Source organism: Pseudomonas pudica (assembly GCF_015680405.1).
GTDB lineage: Bacteria > Pseudomonadota > Gammaproteobacteria > Pseudomonadales > Pseudomonadaceae > Aquipseudomonas > Aquipseudomonas pudica.
The window spans coordinates 1-16523 of record NZ_JADLJS010000071.1 but is presented as its reverse complement, the minus strand read 5'-3'; the positions used below and the strand labels follow the sequence as shown (position 1 = coordinate 16523).

12 protein-coding genes are annotated in these 16523 nt (G+C 64.0%); 10 read left to right on the top strand and 2 right to left on the bottom strand.

The window, feature by feature from the left end; genetic code table 11:
* Positions 1-182: 182 nt before the first annotated feature.
* The 3 genes from IRZ77_RS25540 to IRZ77_RS25530 all read left to right on the top strand — a co-directional run bounded on the left by IRZ77_RS25540 (position 183) and on the right by IRZ77_RS25530 (position 2317).
* Positions 183-617, top strand: a complete 435-nt coding sequence (locus tag IRZ77_RS25540) for an acyl-CoA thioesterase (protein ID WP_046617041.1) — start codon at positions 183-185, stop codon at positions 615-617.
* Positions 618-668: 51 nt separating this feature from the next.
* A complete protein-coding gene (locus IRZ77_RS25535) occupies positions 669-1640 on the top strand; it encodes a tRNA dihydrouridine synthase (RefSeq protein ID WP_135001582.1) in 972 nt (323 codons plus the stop codon).
* Between the two features lie 233 nt (positions 1641-1873).
* On the top strand, positions 1874-2317 hold the full coding sequence (locus IRZ77_RS25530) for an Hsp20 family protein (protein ID WP_003260273.1): 444 nt from the start codon (positions 1874-1876) through the stop codon (positions 2315-2317).
* A 94-nt stretch (positions 2318-2411) separates the two neighbouring features.
* On the opposite strand, the gene IRZ77_RS25525 is transcribed toward IRZ77_RS25530, so the two are convergent.
* Positions 2412-5708 (bottom strand): PAS domain S-box protein, encoded by a 3297-nt coding sequence (locus IRZ77_RS25525; protein ID WP_135001583.1) that lies wholly within the window; start codon positions 5706-5708, stop codon positions 2412-2414.
* A gap of 62 nt (positions 5709-5770) precedes the next feature.
* The gene (locus IRZ77_RS25520) at positions 5771-6649 is read right to left on the bottom strand and encodes a LysR family transcriptional regulator (RefSeq protein WP_015269430.1); all 879 of its coding nucleotides are present in this window, start codon (positions 6647-6649) and stop codon (positions 5771-5773) included.
* A 131-nt stretch (positions 6650-6780) separates the two neighbouring features.
* On the opposite strand from IRZ77_RS25520, the gene leuC reads away from it, so the two are divergent.
* From leuC to IRZ77_RS25485, 7 genes are all read left to right on the top strand, one after another.
* Entirely contained in the window at positions 6781-8214 is a 1434-nt protein-coding gene (leuC, locus tag IRZ77_RS25515) for a 3-isopropylmalate dehydratase large subunit (protein ID WP_013971600.1), read from the top strand.
* Positions 8211-8855: a 3-isopropylmalate dehydratase small subunit gene (gene leuD / locus IRZ77_RS25510; RefSeq protein ID WP_046617038.1), complete on the top strand. Its 645-nt coding sequence runs from the start codon at positions 8211-8213 to the stop codon at positions 8853-8855. The genes leuC and leuD overlap by 4 nt, the downstream gene beginning before the upstream one ends.
* A 146-nt stretch (positions 8856-9001) precedes the next feature.
* Positions 9002-9766: a class I SAM-dependent methyltransferase gene (locus IRZ77_RS25505; protein WP_046617037.1), complete on the top strand. Its 765-nt coding sequence runs from the start codon at positions 9002-9004 to the stop codon at positions 9764-9766.
* Between the two features lie 54 nt (positions 9767-9820).
* Entirely contained in the window at positions 9821-10903 is a 1083-nt protein-coding gene (leuB, locus tag IRZ77_RS25500; RefSeq protein ID WP_013971603.1) for a 3-isopropylmalate dehydrogenase, read from the top strand.
* Positions 10904-10966: 63 nt separating this feature from the next.
* On the top strand, positions 10967-12079 hold the full coding sequence (gene asd / locus IRZ77_RS25495) for an aspartate-semialdehyde dehydrogenase (protein ID WP_003260268.1): 1113 nt from the start codon (positions 10967-10969) through the stop codon (positions 12077-12079).
* Positions 12080-12606: 527 nt separating this feature from the next.
* On the top strand, positions 12607-13611 hold the full coding sequence (locus IRZ77_RS25490) for an aspartate-semialdehyde dehydrogenase (protein ID WP_108481529.1): 1005 nt from the start codon (positions 12607-12609) through the stop codon (positions 13609-13611).
* 71 nt (positions 13612-13682) lie between these two features.
* Entirely contained in the window at positions 13683-16406 is a 2724-nt protein-coding gene (locus IRZ77_RS25485; protein ID WP_108481530.1) for a FimV/HubP family polar landmark protein, read from the top strand.
* Positions 16407-16523 lie beyond the last annotated feature (117 nt).

Here is a 16523-nt window from a genome sequence, read left to right as displayed (position 1 = left end):
CCCACACGTGCTCAAGGCACCTCTGGCATTCAGCTTGCCATTCACCGCTCTCACTTCAGATTCTAATCCCCTCTCAAGACACAAGCTGGCTGGTCGGCGATCAGGCCGGTAAATCCTCCACAAAGGCTGGACTTTTATCTGCAGGGCCCTGCTAAATCCAGTTTTGCTCCAAGGAAGCGAACATGAGTTGGGACCTGGCAACACCCTTCGTCATCGACCTGCGCGTCGGCAGCGAGGATATCGACGGCCTTGGCCACGCCAACAACGCGGTCTACGTCACCTGGCTGGAGCGCTGCGCCTGGCGCCACTCCCAGCGCCTGGGCCTGGACCTGGCCGAATATCGCCGGCTGGACCGGGCGATGGCCGTGGTGCGTCACGAAATCGACTACCTGGCCGCTGCCTATGAGGATGATGAGCTGCAACTGGCCACCTGGATCATCGACTGGGACCAGCGCCTGCGCATGACCCGGCGCTTTCAGCTCAAGCGCCCACGCGACGGCGTGACCTTGCTGCGCGCCCAGACCACCTTTGCCTGTATCGAATTGTCCAGCGGCAAGCCCAGGCGTATGCCGGCGGAGTTCCTCGACGGTTACGGCCCGGCGCTGATCGGCGCCTGAAACGCCGGCAATTTTTGTTAGACTGCCGGCTTTTTCCGCCGAGACCCCGACATGCAAATTGCCCTGGCCCCCATGGAGGGGCTGGTCGACAACATCCTGCGCGACGTGCTGACCCGCGTGGGCGGTATCGACTGGTGCGTCACCGAGTTCATTCGCGTGTGCGATCGCCTGCTGCCGCCTTCCTCGTTCGACAAGCTGGCACCCGAGTTGCGCAATGGCGCGCGGACTGCCGCAGGGGTGCCCATGCGTGTGCAGCTGTTGGGTTCGGACCCTGTGTGCCTGGCGGAAAACGCCGCGCTGGCCTGCGAGTTGGGCGCGCCGGTGATCGACCTGAACTTCGGTTGCCCGGCCAAGACCGTGAACAAGTCGCGTGGTGGAGCGGTGCTGCTCAAGGAGCCGGAGCTGCTGCACGCCATTGTGCGTGAGGTACGCCGTGCCGTGCCGGCGGATATCCCGGTCACCTCGAAGATGCGTCTGGGTTTCGACAGCCCCGACGGCGCGCTGGAGTGCGCCACGGCGCTGGCCGAAGGCGGCTCGGCGCACCTGGTGGTGCATGCGCGGACCAAGGTCGAGGGCTACAAGCCACCGGCCCACTGGGAGTGGGTGGCGCGGGTGCAGGATGTGGTCAAGGTGCCGGTGTTCGCCAATGGCGAAATCTGGACCGTGGACGACTGGCGGCGCTGCCGTGAGGTCAGTGGCGCCGAAGATATCATGCTGGGCCGCGGGCTGGTCTCGCGCCCCGACCTGGGGCTGCAGATTGCCGCGGCACGTGACGGGCGGGACTACCAGCCGATGAGCTGGGACGACCTGCTTCCGTTGCTGCGCGAGTTCTGGCGCCAGGCCCAGGCCAAGTTGTCGCCGCGCTATGCGCCTGGGCGGATGAAGCAGTGGCTGGCGATGCTGACCCGCAGTTATCCCGAAGCGGTTGTGCTGTTTGCCGAGTTGCGGCGGGAGGATGACTGTGCGCGGATCAGCAGGTTGCTCGGGGTTGAGGTGCGGGCGCTTGAGGCTTGTGTTGCCTGATCCGGCCACTTCGCGGGTGAACCCGCTCCCACAGGTACCGAGCAGGTCCCAAGGCCTGTGGTGATCCTGTGGGAGCGGGTTCACCCGCGAAAGGGCCATTGAATCCAGTACAAAAATCGGATTTTTTTTGCTCGCCCCTTGAAAGCATTTCCCTCGGCCATATCTCTTGAGTACGCGATGCCGAAGTCGGGTCGCGTAATGACTTACTTGCTGAATCTCAGGAGTTCATGACCATGACTACCGCTTTCTCTCTCGCTCCACTGTTCCGCCATTCCGTTGGTTTCGACCGTTTCAACGACCTGTTCGAATCCGCGGCACGTAACGAGGCTGGTAGCAGCTACCCGCCCTACAACGTGGAAAAGCATGGCGATGACCACTACCGCATCGTGGTTGCTGCAGCTGGTTTCCAGGAAGAGGACCTCGACCTGCAGGTTGAAAAAGGTGTCCTGACCGTGACCGGTGGCAAGCGCGACAATGGCCCTGCTGAAGTGACCTACCTGCATCAGGGTATCGCGCAGCGCGCCTTCAAGCTGTCGTTCCGCCTGGCCGACCATATCGAAGTCAAGGCCGCCGGCCTGGCCAATGGCCTGCTCAGCATCGACCTTCTGCGCATCGTGCCTGAAGAAGCCAAGGCCAAGCGCATTCCGATCAACGGCGACAAGCCAGCGCTGAACTGATCGCGTAGTAGATGTGGAAAAGGGCACCCCCAGGGGTGCCCTTTTTTGTTGTTGTCGCCGGTTCGGCTTCCTTGTGGGAGCGGTTGCATCGGTTTCAGTAATCCGCCGGCGCCTCCAGCAACATCTGGCGAAACTCTGGCAACGGCAGCGGCCGGCTGTGCAGGTATCCCTGGTAAAGGTGGCACCCCAGCCGTTCCAGAAACTCCAGCTGTTCGGTCAGTTCCACCCCTTCGGCAATAACCGCCAGGTCCAGACTGCGGGCCATGGCGACGATGGCGCGGACGATTTCGGCGTCGTTGGGGTCAATCGGCGCATCGCGCACGAAGGTCTGGTCGATCTTCAGCGCATCCACCGGCAGACGCTTCAGGTAGGTCAGCGAGGAATAACCGGTGCCGAAGTCATCCATGGCAAAGCTCACCCCGTAGCGCTTCAGTTCGCGCATCTTGCTGATGGTATCTTCCAGGTTCTGGATGACGATGCCTTCGGTAATCTCCAGCGTCAGCATCTGCCGTGGCAGGCGGTAATCGTCCAGGCTGCGCAGCACCCGCCCGACAAAATCGTTCTGGCGGAACTGCCGTGGGCTGATGTTCACGCACAGGCTGAAATCATCGGCGTCGATCAGCCCGTCGCCGAGCATGCGCGCGCAGGCATCGCAAGCTTCGTCGAGGATCCAGCTGCCAACTTCAAGGATCAGGCCGCTTTCTTCCAGCACCTGGATGAATTGCGCGGGTGGCTGCTGACCCAGTTGCGGGTGATGCCAGCGCAGCAGGACCTCGGCGCCGACGATGCGGTTGTCGCGGGCATCCACCTGTGGCTGGAAGTGCAGCGCCAGCTCGCCGCGGGCAAGGGCCAGGCGCAGGTCGTTTTCCATGCGCAGGCGCTCGCTGGCAGCCTTCTGCATGGTGGTATGGAACAGCTGGGTGGTGTTGCGCCCGGAGTCCTTGGCCCGGTACAGGGCGATATCGGCACGCTTGAGCAGGTCGGCCGGGGTGGCGCCGTGGTCGGGGATCAGCGCCACGCCGATGCTGGGTGTCACCTGCAGGCGCTGGCCGTCCAGCGACATCGGCTCGGCCAGCAGTTCGCGCAGGGTGTCGGCCAGCCCGCGGACTTTCTCTTCGACCAGCTCTCGGCTGCCCTCCAGGCCGCTGAGCAATACCACGAACTCGTCGCCACCCAGGCGCGCCACGGTGTCTTCCAGGCGCACACTGGCTTCCAGCCGCGCGGTGATGATCTTCAGCACAGTGTCGCCCACCGGATGGCCCAGCGAGTCGTTGATGTGCTTGAAGTGGTCAAGGTCAAGGAACAGCAGGGCGCCGCGCAGGTTGTGGCGCTTGAGCAGGGCGATCTGCTGGCTCAGGCGGTCCATCAGCAGGGCGCGGTTGGGCAGGTTGGTCAGCGGGTCGTGGTAGGCCAGGTGGCGAATCTGTGCCTGGGCGTTCTTCAGCTGGCTGACATCGCGGGCGGTCAGCAGCAGGCAGTCCACCTCGTTGAGGGTGATCGGCTCCACCGACACCTCCACGGTAAGAATATCGCCACGCTTGTTGCGCCCGAGCATCTCGCGGTGGTGCACCCGGCCACGCTCGCGCAACTCGGCCAGCAGGGCGCTGCGCTGCTTGTCGTCGGCCCAGATGCCGATCTCATACACCGTGTGGCCGACCACTTCGGCAGCGCTGTAGCCGGTCAGGCGGCAGAAGCCGTCGTTGATTTCCAGGTAGCGACCGCTGTGGCGTTCGGTGATGGTGATGGCGTCGGGGCTGGAGTGGAAGGCCTTGGCAAACTTTTCCTCGCTGGATTTGAGTGCCGCCTCGGCGCGCTGCTGCTGGGTGATGTCGCGCAGGGTGGTGACGCTGCAGGGCTGGTCGTCGACGGTGATGAGGCGGCTGGAAATCACGCAGGTCAGCGGTGCGCCATTGCGGTGGTTGACCACCACGGCGACGTTGCTCAGGGCCCGTTCGCGGATCACTCGCTCGATGCGTTGCGCGCGTTCGATCGACTCCGCCCACAGGCCGATTTCCTCGGCGGTGCGGCCGATCACCTGGTCGGTGTTCCAGCCGAAGGTCTGGGTGAACGCCGGGTTGATCTCGATGAACTGGCCAGTGTCCTGGCGGGTGACGCAGATCGGGTCGGGGCTGACCTGGAACAGGCTGGCGAACTTCTCTTCCGAGGCACTCAGGCGCTGTTCGCGTTCCACCTGGTCGGTGATGTCGAGCAAGGTACCGGCCATGCGCAGCGGGTTGCCCTGTTCGTCGCGGTACAGTCGGGCGCGGCTTTCGATGTAGCGCGAGATGCCGTTCTCCAGTTGCACCCGGTAGGTGATCTGGTAATTGCCGGCAGGCCCTTCGCGCAGGCTGCGGTAGGCTTGGCGCATCGAATTGCGCTCCTGCTCCGGTACTCCTTCGAAAAACGCGTCGAACGATTCGTGAAAGGGGATGGGCGGCAGGCCGTGCAGTTGCGCGGCGCGGGCCGAGCCGTAGAGCATGCCGCTGGGGATATGCCAGTCCCAGGTGCCCAGCTGTGCCGAGTCCAGGGCCAGGTCCAGGCGCTCCTGGCTGTCCTTCAGGGCCTGCTCGGCGCGCTTGCGTTCGGTGGTGTCGACGAAAGTGCTGATCAGGAAGGTCACGCCCTCCAGTTCGATGCCCTGGGTGCAGAGAATGCCGTCATGCACCTTGCCGCTGATGGCGCGAAATTGCACTTCGAGGATCAACGGGCCGCTGTTGGCCCGGGTCGATTCCAGCACCATATGGCGCTGTTCGGGGTTGACCCACAGGCCCAGTTCCAGGCTGGTCTTGCCGATCACCTGGCTGCCGGGCCAGCCGAACATGTCTTCGAAGTGCTGGTTGACCTCGAAGATCATGCCGTCGTGGCGGCGGGTGAGCAAAATGGCATTGGGGCTGAGGTGGAACAGGGTGGCGAAGCGTTTTTCCGAATTGATCAGCGCTGTTTCCCGCTCGCGCTGGCGGGTGATTTCGCGGATCACCCCAATCATCTGTGGCCGGCCGTGCGGGTCGTGGGTCAGGCTGCCGTTGATCTCCAGCCAGTGCAGGCTGCCGTCCGGCCAGCGGATACGGTGGCGCATGGCCTGTTCCACCGGTTCGCCGTTGAACACCGCCTGGAATACCTGGCGTGTGCGCGCGCGGTCTTCCTCGGGCAGCAGGTCGAGGTAGTCGACATCGGCGGGGAGCGGGCGCTGCGGGTCGAAGCCGAACAGGGCCTGGGTGCCCCGTGACCAGCTGACCCGGCCGCTTTCGATATCCCATAGCCAGGCCCCCAGCCGCGCACCGTTGAGCGCGGCCAGCAATTGCGGGGCGTTCTGCCAGGCCTGCTCGGACTCCTGAGGGTCGGCCGCAGGTATGCGCGGCAGGCGCAAAAAGCGATTCGCTGATTTGGGCATCGGTACCAGACCTTTGGCGTGTGACGCGTCCTTGGAGGTGGCAATACCGGGCTGACGACCGGTCAGGCGGGCCCTGCGTGGCTGTCGAGCAGGGCCATGAATGCCCTGGCCGCGTTCGATAGCGTACGCTCCGTGTGCAAAATGTAGCCTAGCTGGCGTGACAGCTGTATGCCCGGCAAGGCGATGGGTGCAACCTGTTCGTCGAGCATGGTGCGCGGCAGCACGCTCCAGGCCAGGCCGATCGACACCATCATCTTGATGGTTTCCAGATAGTTGGTGCTCATGGCGATGTTCGGCGTCAGGCCCTGGCTTTCGAACAGGCGCTGAACAATGTGGTGGGTAAAAGTGTTGCCGCCCGGGAACACGGCCGGGTGGCGGGCGACGTCGGCCAGGCTGACCGTGTTGTTGTTGGCCAGCGGGTGCTCGGGAGCGGCGACGAAGTCCAGGGCGTCGTCCCATACCGGCACGGCCTTGACCAGGTGGTGCGGCTCGGGTGCCAAGGTGATAACGGCAATCTCCGCGCGGCCATGGAGGATTTCGTCGTAGGCCGCTTCCGAATCCATGAACTGAATATCCAGCGCCACTGCAGGGTATTCCCGGGTGAAGGCCCGCAGCAGCGGGGGTAGGCGGTGCAAGCCGATATGGTGGCTGGTGGCAAGGGTCAGCCGACCACTCACTTCCCCGGTCAAATTGGTCAGCGCGCGCCGGGTATCATCGAGGACGTTGAGGATCTGGTAGGCGCGGGGAAGCAGGGCGCGGCCCGCCTCGGTCAGGGTCACCTCGCGGCCCAGCCGGTCGAACAGGCGCACATCCAGTTGCTGTTCCAGTCCGGCGATGCGTTTGCTGACGGCCGGTTGAGTCAGGAACAGGCGGTCGGCCGCCCCGGAAAAACTACCGGTTTCGGCAATTGCGATGAAGGCGCTAAGGTTGGCCAGATCCATGGGGTCGCATTCCTGTTGGTTATCCAAAGCATAAAAATTATGAATTTGAGTTATTCAATCTAACCCCCTAGCATCGACCGCACAAGCCAAGGGGTCTTTGGCATAGAAAGACGCTGATGAGGAACAGTCTGATGGCTGGTAAAACGCTCTACGACAAACTCTGGGAAGCCCATGAGGTCAAGCGCCGTGATGACGGCTCGTCCTTGATCTACATCGACCGTCACATCATCCACGAAGTGACGTCGCCCCAGGCCTTCGAAGGCCTGCGCCTGGCCAACCGCAAACCCTGGCGAATCGATGCCAACATCGCCACACCGGACCACAACGTGCCGACCACGCCAGAGCGCAAGGGCGGTATCGAGGCCATCGTCGACCAGGTGTCGCGCCTGCAGGTGCAGACCCTCGACGAGAACTGTGACGAATACGGCATCGTCGAATTCAAGATGAATGACGAGCGTCAAGGCATCGTCCATGTCATCAGCCCGGAGCAGGGTGCCACCTTGCCTGGCATGACCGTGGTCTGCGGTGACTCGCACACCTCCACCCACGGCGCCTTCGGTGCCTTGGCCCACGGCATCGGCACCTCCGAAGTAGAGCACGTGCTCGCTACCCAGTGCCTGGTCGCCAAAAAGATGAAGAACATGCTGGTGCGCGTGGAAGGCCAGCTGCCTGCCGGCGTTACCGCCAAGGACATCGTCCTGGCCGTGATCGGCAAGATCGGTACCGCCGGTGGTAACGGCCACGCCATGGAATTTGCTGGCAGCGCCATCCGCGAATTGTCGATGGAAGGCCGCATGACCATCTGCAACATGTCCATCGAAGCCGGTGCCCGCGTAGGCCTGGTGGCGGTGGACGACACCACCGTTGCCTATGTCGAAGGCCGCCCGTACGCGCCGAAGGGCGAGCAGTGGAAGCAGGCGGTCGAAGCCTGGAAAGGCCTTGTTTCCGATGCTGACGCGGTGTTCGACACCGTGGTCGAGCTCGACGCTGCGCAAATCAAGCCGCAGGTCAGCTGGGGCACTTCGCCGGAGATGGTCCTCGCCGTCGACCAGCGCGTGCCGGACCCGGCTGCCGAGCCTGACCTGATCAAGCGTGGTTCGATCGAGCGTGCCCTCAAGTATATGGGCCTCGCCGCCAACCAGGCGATCACCGATATCAAGCTCGACCGCGTATTCATCGGTTCGTGCACCAACTCGCGCATCGAAGACCTGCGCGCCGCCGCCGAAATCGCCAAGGGCCGCAAAGTCGCTGCCAACGTCAAACAGGCGCTGGTGGTACCGGGCTCGGGCCTGGTCAAGGCCCAGGCCGAGCGTGAAGGCCTGGACAAGATCTTCCTCGAAGCCGGTTTCGAATGGCGTGAACCAGGCTGCTCGATGTGCCTGGCGATGAACCCGGACCGCCTGGAGAGCGGCGAGCACTGCGCGTCCACCTCCAACCGCAACTTCGAAGGCCGTCAGGGTGCCGGTGGCCGTACCCACCTGGTCAGCCCGGCCATGGCCGCCGCCGCCGCGGTGACCGGCCACTTCATCGATGTCCGCGAGTTGATCCAAGGGAGCGCAGCATGAAAGCCTTTACCCAGCACACTGGCCTCGTTGCGCCGTTGGACCGTGCCAACGTCGACACCGACCAGATCATCCCCAAGCAGTTCTTGAAGTCGATCAAGCGCACCGGCTTCGGCCCCAACCTGTTCGACGAGTGGCGTTACCTGGACGTGGGGCAGCCTTACCAGGACAACAGCAAGCGCCCGCTGAACAAGGAGTTCGTGCTCAACCACGAACGCTACCAGGGTGCCAGCGTGTTGCTGGCGCGGGAAAACTTCGGTTGCGGCTCCAGCCGTGAGCACGCCCCATGGGCACTGGACGAGTACGGCTTCCGCAGCGTGATCGCACCGAGCTTTGCCGACATCTTCTTCAACAACAGCTTCAAGAACGGTTTGCTGCCGATCATCCTCAGCGACGAGGAAGTCGACGAGCTGTTCAAGCAGGTCGAAGCCATCCCGGGCTATCAGCTGACCATCGACCTGCAGGCGCAGGCGGTGACCCGTCCGGATGGCAAGGTGCTGCACTTCGAGATCGATGCGTTCCGCAAGCACTGCCTGCTCAACGGCCTGGACGATATCGGCCTGACCCTGCAGGACAGCGATGCGATCAAGGCCTTCGAAGGCAAGCACCGCGCCGCGCAGCCTTGGCTGTTCCGTGATGCCTGAATGATTTAGTGGGTTTGCTGGCCTCATCGCCGGCAAGCCAGCTCCCACAGGAACTCCACAGGTCTGAAAACTGTAGGTTCTCTGTGGGAGCTGGCTTGCCGGCGATAGAGCCAGTAAAGACAACCCAAAACCAGAAGGATCGAGACATGACCAGCACCCAGCACACCGATGTGGTCCAGCGCCAGTTCGGCGAACAGGCCAGCGCCTACCTCAGCAGCGCCGTGCACGCCCAGGGCAGTGAATTCGCCCTGCTGCAGGCTGCGCTGGCGGGGCAGGGCCATGCCCGCGTGCTGGACCTGGGCTGCGGCGCCGGTCATGTCAGCTTTCACGTCGCCCCGCTGGTTGCCGAAGTGGTCGCCTACGACCTCTCGCAGGCCATGCTCGACGTGGTCGCCAGTGCCGCTGCCGAGCGCGGCCTGGCCAATATCACCGCCGAACGCGGTGCCGCCGAACGCCTGCCGTTCGCCGACGCCTCGTTCGACTTCGTCTTCAGCCGCTACTCGGCCCACCACTGGAGCGACCTGGGCCTGGCCCTGCGCGAAGTGCGCCGGGTGCTCAAGCCGGGTGGCCTGGCAGCGTTCATCGACGTGATGTCGCCGGGCAGCCCGCTGCTCGACACCTACCTGCAAACGGTCGAAGTGCTGCGCGACAACAGCCACGTGCGCGATTATTCCGCCGCCGAATGGCAACGCCAGGTCAGCGAGGCTGGTTTGCATGTACGCAGCCACACCCGCCAGCCGCTGCGCCTGGAGTTTTCCAGCTGGGTCGAGCGCATGCGCACCCCCGAGCCAATGCGCGTGGCAATTCGCCAATTGCAGCAAGCCATGGGCGAGGAAGTACGGCAGTATTACCAGATCGAGACCGACGGTTCGTTCAGCACCGATGTGCTGGTGTTGTGGGCCGAGCGTTAAGAACTTTTCGGTGGGGCCCGCTTGGCCGCACCGCGTGAATGGATAGAGGAAAGCATGAGCAAGCAGATTCTGATTCTCCCAGGTGACGGTATCGGCCCGGAAATCATGGCCGAGGCGGTCAAGGTGCTGGAGCTGGCCAACGACAAGTTCCAGCTCGGTTTCAGCCTGGAGCACGACGTGATCGGTGGCGCTGCCATCGACAAGCACGGCGTGCCGCTGGCCGACGAGACCCTGGAGCGTGCGCGCAAGGCCGATGCCGTGCTGCTGGGCGCCGTGGGCGGGCCGAAGTGGGACAAGATCGAGCGTGACATTCGCCCCGAGCGCGGCCTGCTGAAAATCCGTTCGCAACTGGGCCTGTTCGCCAACCTGCGCCCGGCCATCCTCTACCCGCAACTGGCCGATGCCTCGTCGCTCAAGCCAGAGATCGTTTCCGGCCTGGACATCCTCATCGTCCGTGAGCTGACCGGCGGTATCTACTTCGGTGCCCCGCGTGGTCAGCGTGAGCTGGAAGGCGGCGAGCGCCAGGCCTACGACACCCTGCCGTACAGCGAGAGCGAAGTGCGCCGCATTGCCCGTGTCGGCTTCGACATGGCCCGCGTGCGTGGCAAGAAGCTGTGCTCGGTGGACAAGGCCAACGTCCTGGCGTCCAGCCAGCTGTGGCGTGAAGTGGTCGAGGACGTGGCCAAGGACTACCCGGATGTTGAACTGAGCCACATGTACGTCGACAACGCCGCCATGCAGCTTGTGCGTGCGCCCAAGCAGTTCGATGTGATGGTGACCGACAACATGTTCGGTGACATTCTGTCGGATGAAGCTTCCATGCTGACCGGTTCCATCGGCATGCTGCCTTCGGCGTCGCTGGATGCCGACAACAAAGGCATGTACGAGCCGTGCCACGGCTCGGCGCCGGACATCGCAGGCCTTGGCATCGCCAACCCGCTGGCGACCATCCTGTCGGTGTCGATGATGCTGCGTTACAGCTTCAATCAGTCGGCTGCCGCCGAGGCGATCGAGAAGGCCGTGAGCCTGGTCCTGGATCAGGGGCTGCGCACCGGCGACATCTTCTCGGAAGGCTGCCGCAAAGTTGGTACGCAGGAAATGGGCGACGCAGTAGTCGCAGCGCTGCGGAATCTGTAATCTCTCTGGCCCGCCACCCAAAATTCCCGGTGGCGGCCCACTTTTAGCAAAGGTGTAGTTGCGATGAAACGTGTAGGTCTGATCGGTTGGCGCGGTATGGTCGGTTCCGTGCTCATGCAGCGGATGCTGGAGGAGCAGGATTTCGACCTCATCGAGCCGGTGTTCTTCACCACCTCCAATGTTGGCGGCCAGGGCCCGAACGTGGGCAAGGATACAGCTCCGCTCAAGGACGCTTATTCGATTGAAGAACTCAAGACCCTCGACGTGATCCTGACCTGCCAGGGCGGCGACTACACCAACGAGGTCTTCCCCAAGCTGCGTGAAGCCGGCTGGCAGGGTTACTGGATCGACGCCGCCTCGTCCCTGCGCATGCAGGATGACGCGGTGATCATCCTCGACCCGGTCAACCGCAAGGTCATCGACCAGCAGCTGGACGCGGGTACCAAGAACTACATCGGCGGCAACTGCACCGTCAGCCTGATGCTGATGGGCCTGGGTGGTCTGTTCGAAGCCGGCCTGGTCGAGTGGATGAGCGCCATGACCTACCAGGCGGCCTCGGGTGCCGGCGCGCAGAACATGCGCGAGCTGATCAAGCAGATGGGTGCTACCCATGCTGCCGTTGCCGATGACCTGGCCAACCCGGCCAGCGCCATCCTCGACATCGACCGCAAGGTTGCCGAGACCATGCGCAGCGAAGCGTTCCCGACCGAGAACTTCGGCGTGCCGCTGGCTGGCAGCCTGATCCCGTGGATCGACAAGGAACTGCCGAACGGCCAGAGCCGTGAAGAGTGGAAGGCCCAGGCCGAGACCAACAAGATTCTCGGTCGCTTCAAGAGCCCGATCCCGGTCGACGGCATCTGCGTGCGCATTGGCGCCATGCGTTGCCACAGCCAGGCGCTGACCATCAAGCTGAACAAGGACGTGCCGCTGGCCGACATCGAAGGCATGATCAGCCAGCACAACCCTTGGGTGAAACTGGTGCCTAACCAGCGTGAAATCAGCATGCAGGAGCTGAGCCCGACCAAGGTTACCGGCACCCTGAACATCCCGGTTGGCCGCCTGCGCAAACTGAACATGGGCTCCCAGTACCTGGGCGCCTTCACCGTAGGTGACCAGCTGCTGTGGGGCGCGGCCGAGCCGCTGCGTCGCATGCTGCGGATTCTGCTGGAGCGTTGATCGTTCCGGTCTGACCGAAAACCCGCGCTGGTGACAGCGCGGGTTTTTTTATTGCCGATCCATCCCGGCCGGCCCGGCTTTTCTCTGCTTTTGCTTTTGCTTTTGCTTTTGATTTTGCTTCTAGGCGCGCGATAGTTCAGGCGCCGCCGATTGCGACTTCAGGAGGCCGAGCGAAGGGACTGCGGAGGGAGGTGACGGGCATGGATGCCCGTCAAGCGCTGAGGCCCCATGGATGGGGCCTGCAGCGCGTACTCCCGGGAGCAGGCCCGTAGCGAGGGGACCCCGGAGCGAAGCGTAGGGGCCGGATGATGGGAGCCGACGGTTTTTGGTTCCTTTTTGCCACGACAAAAAGGGACCCGCCGTAAGGGCGGAAAGGTGACTTGGCGCCACCATCGCGAATGAATGCCTACTCGATGCAAGAGCAAGAGCAAGAGCAGCGCAGCTCTAGGTTTGGGCCAGCACAGACAAAACTCTACAATCCGAGTAAAGTGCCGCCCCCCGCCGTTTTCAGCAAAAGGATCCCTTCCATGACAAACCCTTTGGACATCGCCGTCGTCGGCGCCACCGGCAGCGTCGGTGAAGCCCTGGTGCAGATCCTCGAAGAGCTGGATTTCCCGGTCGCCACCCTGCATCTGCTGGCCAGCATGGAATCGGCGGGTAGCAGCGTGATGTTCGCCGGCAAGAAGCTGAAGGTACGTGAAGTGGACAGCTTCGACTTCGCCCAGGTCAGGCTGGCCTTCTTCGCCGCAGGCGCCGCCGTCAGCCGCAGCTTTGCCAGCAAGGCGCTGCAGGCAGGCTGCACGGTCATCGACCTTTCCGCTGGTCTGGACGACGCCCTGGCCCTGGTGCCGGAAGCCAACGCCGAACGCCTGGCCGGCCTGGCATTGCCCGCCCGCATCGTCAGCCCGTGCTCGGCCGCGGTAGCCCTGGCCGTTGCACTGGCACCGCTCAAGGGCCTGCTGGATATCGAGCGGGTGCAGGTAATGGCCGCGCTGGCGGTGTCCGCACAAGGCCGTGAAGCGGTCAACGAACTCGCCCGGCAAACCGCCGAGCTGCTCAATGCCCGCCCCTTGGAGCCACGCTTCTTCGATCGCCAGGTGGCGTTCAACATGCTGGCCCAGGTCGGAGCCGCCGATGAGCAAGGCCACACGGCCCTGGAGCGCCGCCTGGTCAGCGAGCTGCGCGTGTTGCTGGGCCTGCCGGAGCTGAAGATTTCCGTGAGCTGCGTTCAAGTCCCGGTATTTTTCGGCGATAGCTTCAGTGTGGCGGTACAGAGCCGTCGCCCGGTAGACCTGGGCGCGGTCAACCAGGCCCTCGAGGCAGCCGACAGCGTCGAACTGGTGGAGCGCGATGATTATCCAACCCCGGTAGGCGACGCAGTGGGCCAGGACGTGGTCTATGTTGGTCGTGTACGGCACGGTGTTGATGAAGACCAGCAGCTCAACCTCTGGCTGACCACCGACAATGTGCGCAAAGGCGCCGCGCTCAATGCCGTGCAAGTGGCGCAATTGTTGATTAAACACATGCCGTAAAAGATACTGGCGAGCACTATTGTCCTGCTCTGCATGCAGGTTTCAGGACGCTTTATACAAGGGAAGAGGTCATGCTTCGAATTCGCAAACTGGTTCTGGCCATGGCTGCAGCATCGGCGCTGTCGTCGGGCATGGCGAATGCCTTGGGCCTGGGGGAGCTGACCCTCAAGTCGGCACAGAACCAGCCCCTGGACGCCGAGATCGAGCTGCTCGACGTGCGCGACCTCACCGCCGCCGAAGTGGCACCGAGCCTGGCGCCGCCGGAAGAGTTCAGCAAGGCAGGGGTGGCGCTGCCGACGTACCTCGAAGACCTCACCTTCACGCCGGTGATCAACCCCAACGGCAAGAGCGTGCTGCGGGTTACCTCCAGCCAGCCGCTGCCTGAACCGGTGGTGAAGTTCCTGGTCCAGGTGATGTGGCCGCAAGGCCGCCTGCTGCGTGACTACAGTGTGCTGCTCGACCAGGCCAAGGCCCAGGGCGACAAGCCTGCGGCGGGCAATGTCGCGCCAGCGGTGACCGCTGCCGGCAGCTACACCACCCAACGCCGCGACACCTTGTGGCAGATTGCCGCGCGCAACACCCAGGGTGGCTCGATCCAGCAGACCATGATCGCGATCCAGGCGCTTAACCCGGACGCTTTCATCGGCAACAACATCAACCAGCTGAAGGTCGGCCAGGTGCTGCGCCTGCCCGACCAGCAGCAGATCCAGAATATCGCACAGGGCGAGGCGATCGCTGAGGTGGCCGAGCAGTATGCCGCCTGGCGTGAAGGCCGCCGCCTGGGCCCGCGCGCCCGCCAGCTGGACGCGACCCGTCGCGGCGCCGCCGAGGCAGCGCCGGCACGTATCGCCCAGGGCGACAACCTGCGCCTGGTCAGCCCGGGCAACCAGGCCGGTGCCGACCAGGCCAAGGCTCTCAACGACAAGCTGGCGGTGGCCCAGGAAAGCCTGGACACCAGCCGTCGCGACAACGAAGAACTCAAGAGCCGCATGGCCGACCTGCAGAGCCAGCTGGACAAGCTGCAGCGTCTGATCGAGCTGAAGAACAACCAGCTGGCCCGCCTTGAGGCTCAGGGTGCGACGGCGCCGGCCCAACCGGTCGTCAAGCCTGCGCCTGCCGCCGTCGATACCGCACCCAAGCCGGTGCCCGCCGCCGAGGCCGCACCTGCCGGCCAGCCTGGCAGCGTGGTCGACGAAATCATGGGCAACCCGCTGCTGCTCGGGCTGATTGCCGGTAGTGCCTTCCTCGTACTGCTGCTTCTACTGTTGCTGCTGGCGCGCAAGCGCAAGGCCCAGCAGGAGGCTGAAAAGCACCTGCGCATGGCGCGGGCGCTGGAAGAAGAGCAGGTCGCAGGCTTCGACAGCGATAGCGCAAGCTTCGATGGCGTCGAGGTCTCGGCCCCGAGCGTGACCCTGTCGCCGGCCGTGGTCGCTGCTTCGGCTGCAGCCGCCACCGCCGCGGAAAAAACATCGGTACCCGCCGTCGAAGCGCAACCTGAACCGCAAGCCGACCCCCATGCCGCGTTGCTGGCGGAGGTCGAGCAATGCGTGGCCGAAGGTCGCCTGAACCGCGCCGCCGACCTGCTGGAGCCTGCCGTGGCCGCCGCGCCTCAGCGTGACGACCTGCGCCTGAAACTGATGGATGTGTATGCACGCCAGGGGGATCAGAGCGCGTTCGTCGAGCAGGAGCGCAAGCTGCCGGCCAGCGAGCCGAACAGTGCAGCGGTTGCCGGGCTGAAAGAGCGTTACCCAGCCATGCTCGGCCTGGCCGCTGCCGGCCTGGGCGCTGCGGCCCTGGCTGCCGAGATGGACGAGCAGTACGTGCAGGAGCTGCTGCAAGATCAGCCTGAAACGCCAGTGGTTGCCGATGTGGCGGCCGAGGAAGTGCCGGCGTTCGAGCCAGAGGTGGCGGCTGAACCAGAGGCCGTTGCCCAGTCGGAACCTGACGCAGCGCTTGAGCCTGAAGTTGATCTGGATGCTGAGCTGGATGCCTTCGATGAAGTGCCGACCCTCGATGCGCCGGGCCTGGACGAGCAGGACCTGGACAGTGCCTTCGACCTGAGCCTGGGTGACGACCTGCCCGAGCAAGACCCGCTGGCGACGCCGTTGCTGGACGAATCGGTGGCCCAGCAACCTGTCGTCGACGAGCCGGTACTGGATGAGCCGGTGCTGGATACGGCTCAGCCGGAAGACCAGCCGTTTGCCGTGGACGCCGAGCTGCAGGCCGACGCCGACGCCGAATTCGAGGCCATGCTGGCCCAGGCCGAGACACAGCCCGCTGTGGACCTGTCCGACTTCGACCTCGACGTCAGCGAACCGGTTGCCCCGGCCGCCCCGGCTGCAGACGACGCAAACCCGGTGGATGTCGCTGCCGAGCTGGCTGCCTTCGACAGCGAGCCAGCGTTCGACCCGCTTTCCGAGTTCGACCTGCCGTCCGACTTCGACCTGTCGCTGTCGCTGGAAGACGATTCGCCAGCAGCCAAGAGCTTTGCCTCGGAGCTGGACGACGTCAATGCCGAACTGGACAAGCTGTCGCAGAGCCTCGAATCGCCGTCGCTGGAGCCGCATTTCACCAGTGAGGACGCGCTTGCCCAGCCTGAGCCTGAGCCACTGGACGACCTGGACTTCGACTTCTTCTCCGGCAGCGACGAAGTGGCCACCAAGCTTGACCTGGCCCGCGCCTATATCGACATGGGCGACAACCAGGGCGCGCGCGACATCCTCGATGAAGTGGTCAAGGATGGCGACGACAGCCAGCGTCAGGAAGCCGAGGACATGCTCTCCCGACTGGTCTGAAAGTTGGAGCCAATATTGGCTCCAGCGCGGTCATTGTGGGAGCGGCCTTGTGTCGCGATAGGGCCGTAAAGCGGCCCCAGGATTTCAGTCATACCGCCAATATCGCCGGGGCCGCTA

Excerpts from the sequence above, each read along its gene's own strand:
- IRZ77_RS25540 (WP_046617041.1), top strand. The coding sequence starts at position 183 with ATGAGTTGGGACCTGGCAACACCCTTCGTCATCGACCTGCGCGTCGGC.
- IRZ77_RS25535 (WP_135001582.1), top strand. The coding sequence starts at position 669 with ATGCAAATTGCCCTGGCCCCCATGGAGGGGCTGGTCGACAACATCCTG.
- IRZ77_RS25530 (WP_003260273.1), top strand. The coding sequence starts at position 1,874 with ATGACTACCGCTTTCTCTCTCGCTCCACTGTTCCGCCATTCCGTTGGT.
- IRZ77_RS25525 (WP_135001583.1), bottom strand. The coding sequence starts at position 5,708 with ATGCCCAAATCAGCGAATCGCTTTTTGCGCCTGCCGCGCATACCTGCG.
- IRZ77_RS25520 (WP_015269430.1), bottom strand. The coding sequence starts at position 6,649 with ATGGATCTGGCCAACCTTAGCGCCTTCATCGCAATTGCCGAAACCGGT.
- leuC (WP_013971600.1), top strand. The coding sequence starts at position 6,781 with ATGGCTGGTAAAACGCTCTACGACAAACTCTGGGAAGCCCATGAGGTC.
- leuD (WP_046617038.1), top strand. The coding sequence starts at position 8,211 with ATGAAAGCCTTTACCCAGCACACTGGCCTCGTTGCGCCGTTGGACCGT.
- IRZ77_RS25505 (WP_046617037.1), top strand. The coding sequence starts at position 9,002 with ATGACCAGCACCCAGCACACCGATGTGGTCCAGCGCCAGTTCGGCGAA.
- leuB (WP_013971603.1), top strand. The coding sequence starts at position 9,821 with ATGAGCAAGCAGATTCTGATTCTCCCAGGTGACGGTATCGGCCCGGAA.
- asd (WP_003260268.1), top strand. The coding sequence starts at position 10,967 with ATGAAACGTGTAGGTCTGATCGGTTGGCGCGGTATGGTCGGTTCCGTG.
- IRZ77_RS25490 (WP_108481529.1), top strand. The coding sequence starts at position 12,607 with ATGACAAACCCTTTGGACATCGCCGTCGTCGGCGCCACCGGCAGCGTC.
- IRZ77_RS25485 (WP_108481530.1), top strand. The coding sequence starts at position 13,683 with ATGCTTCGAATTCGCAAACTGGTTCTGGCCATGGCTGCAGCATCGGCG.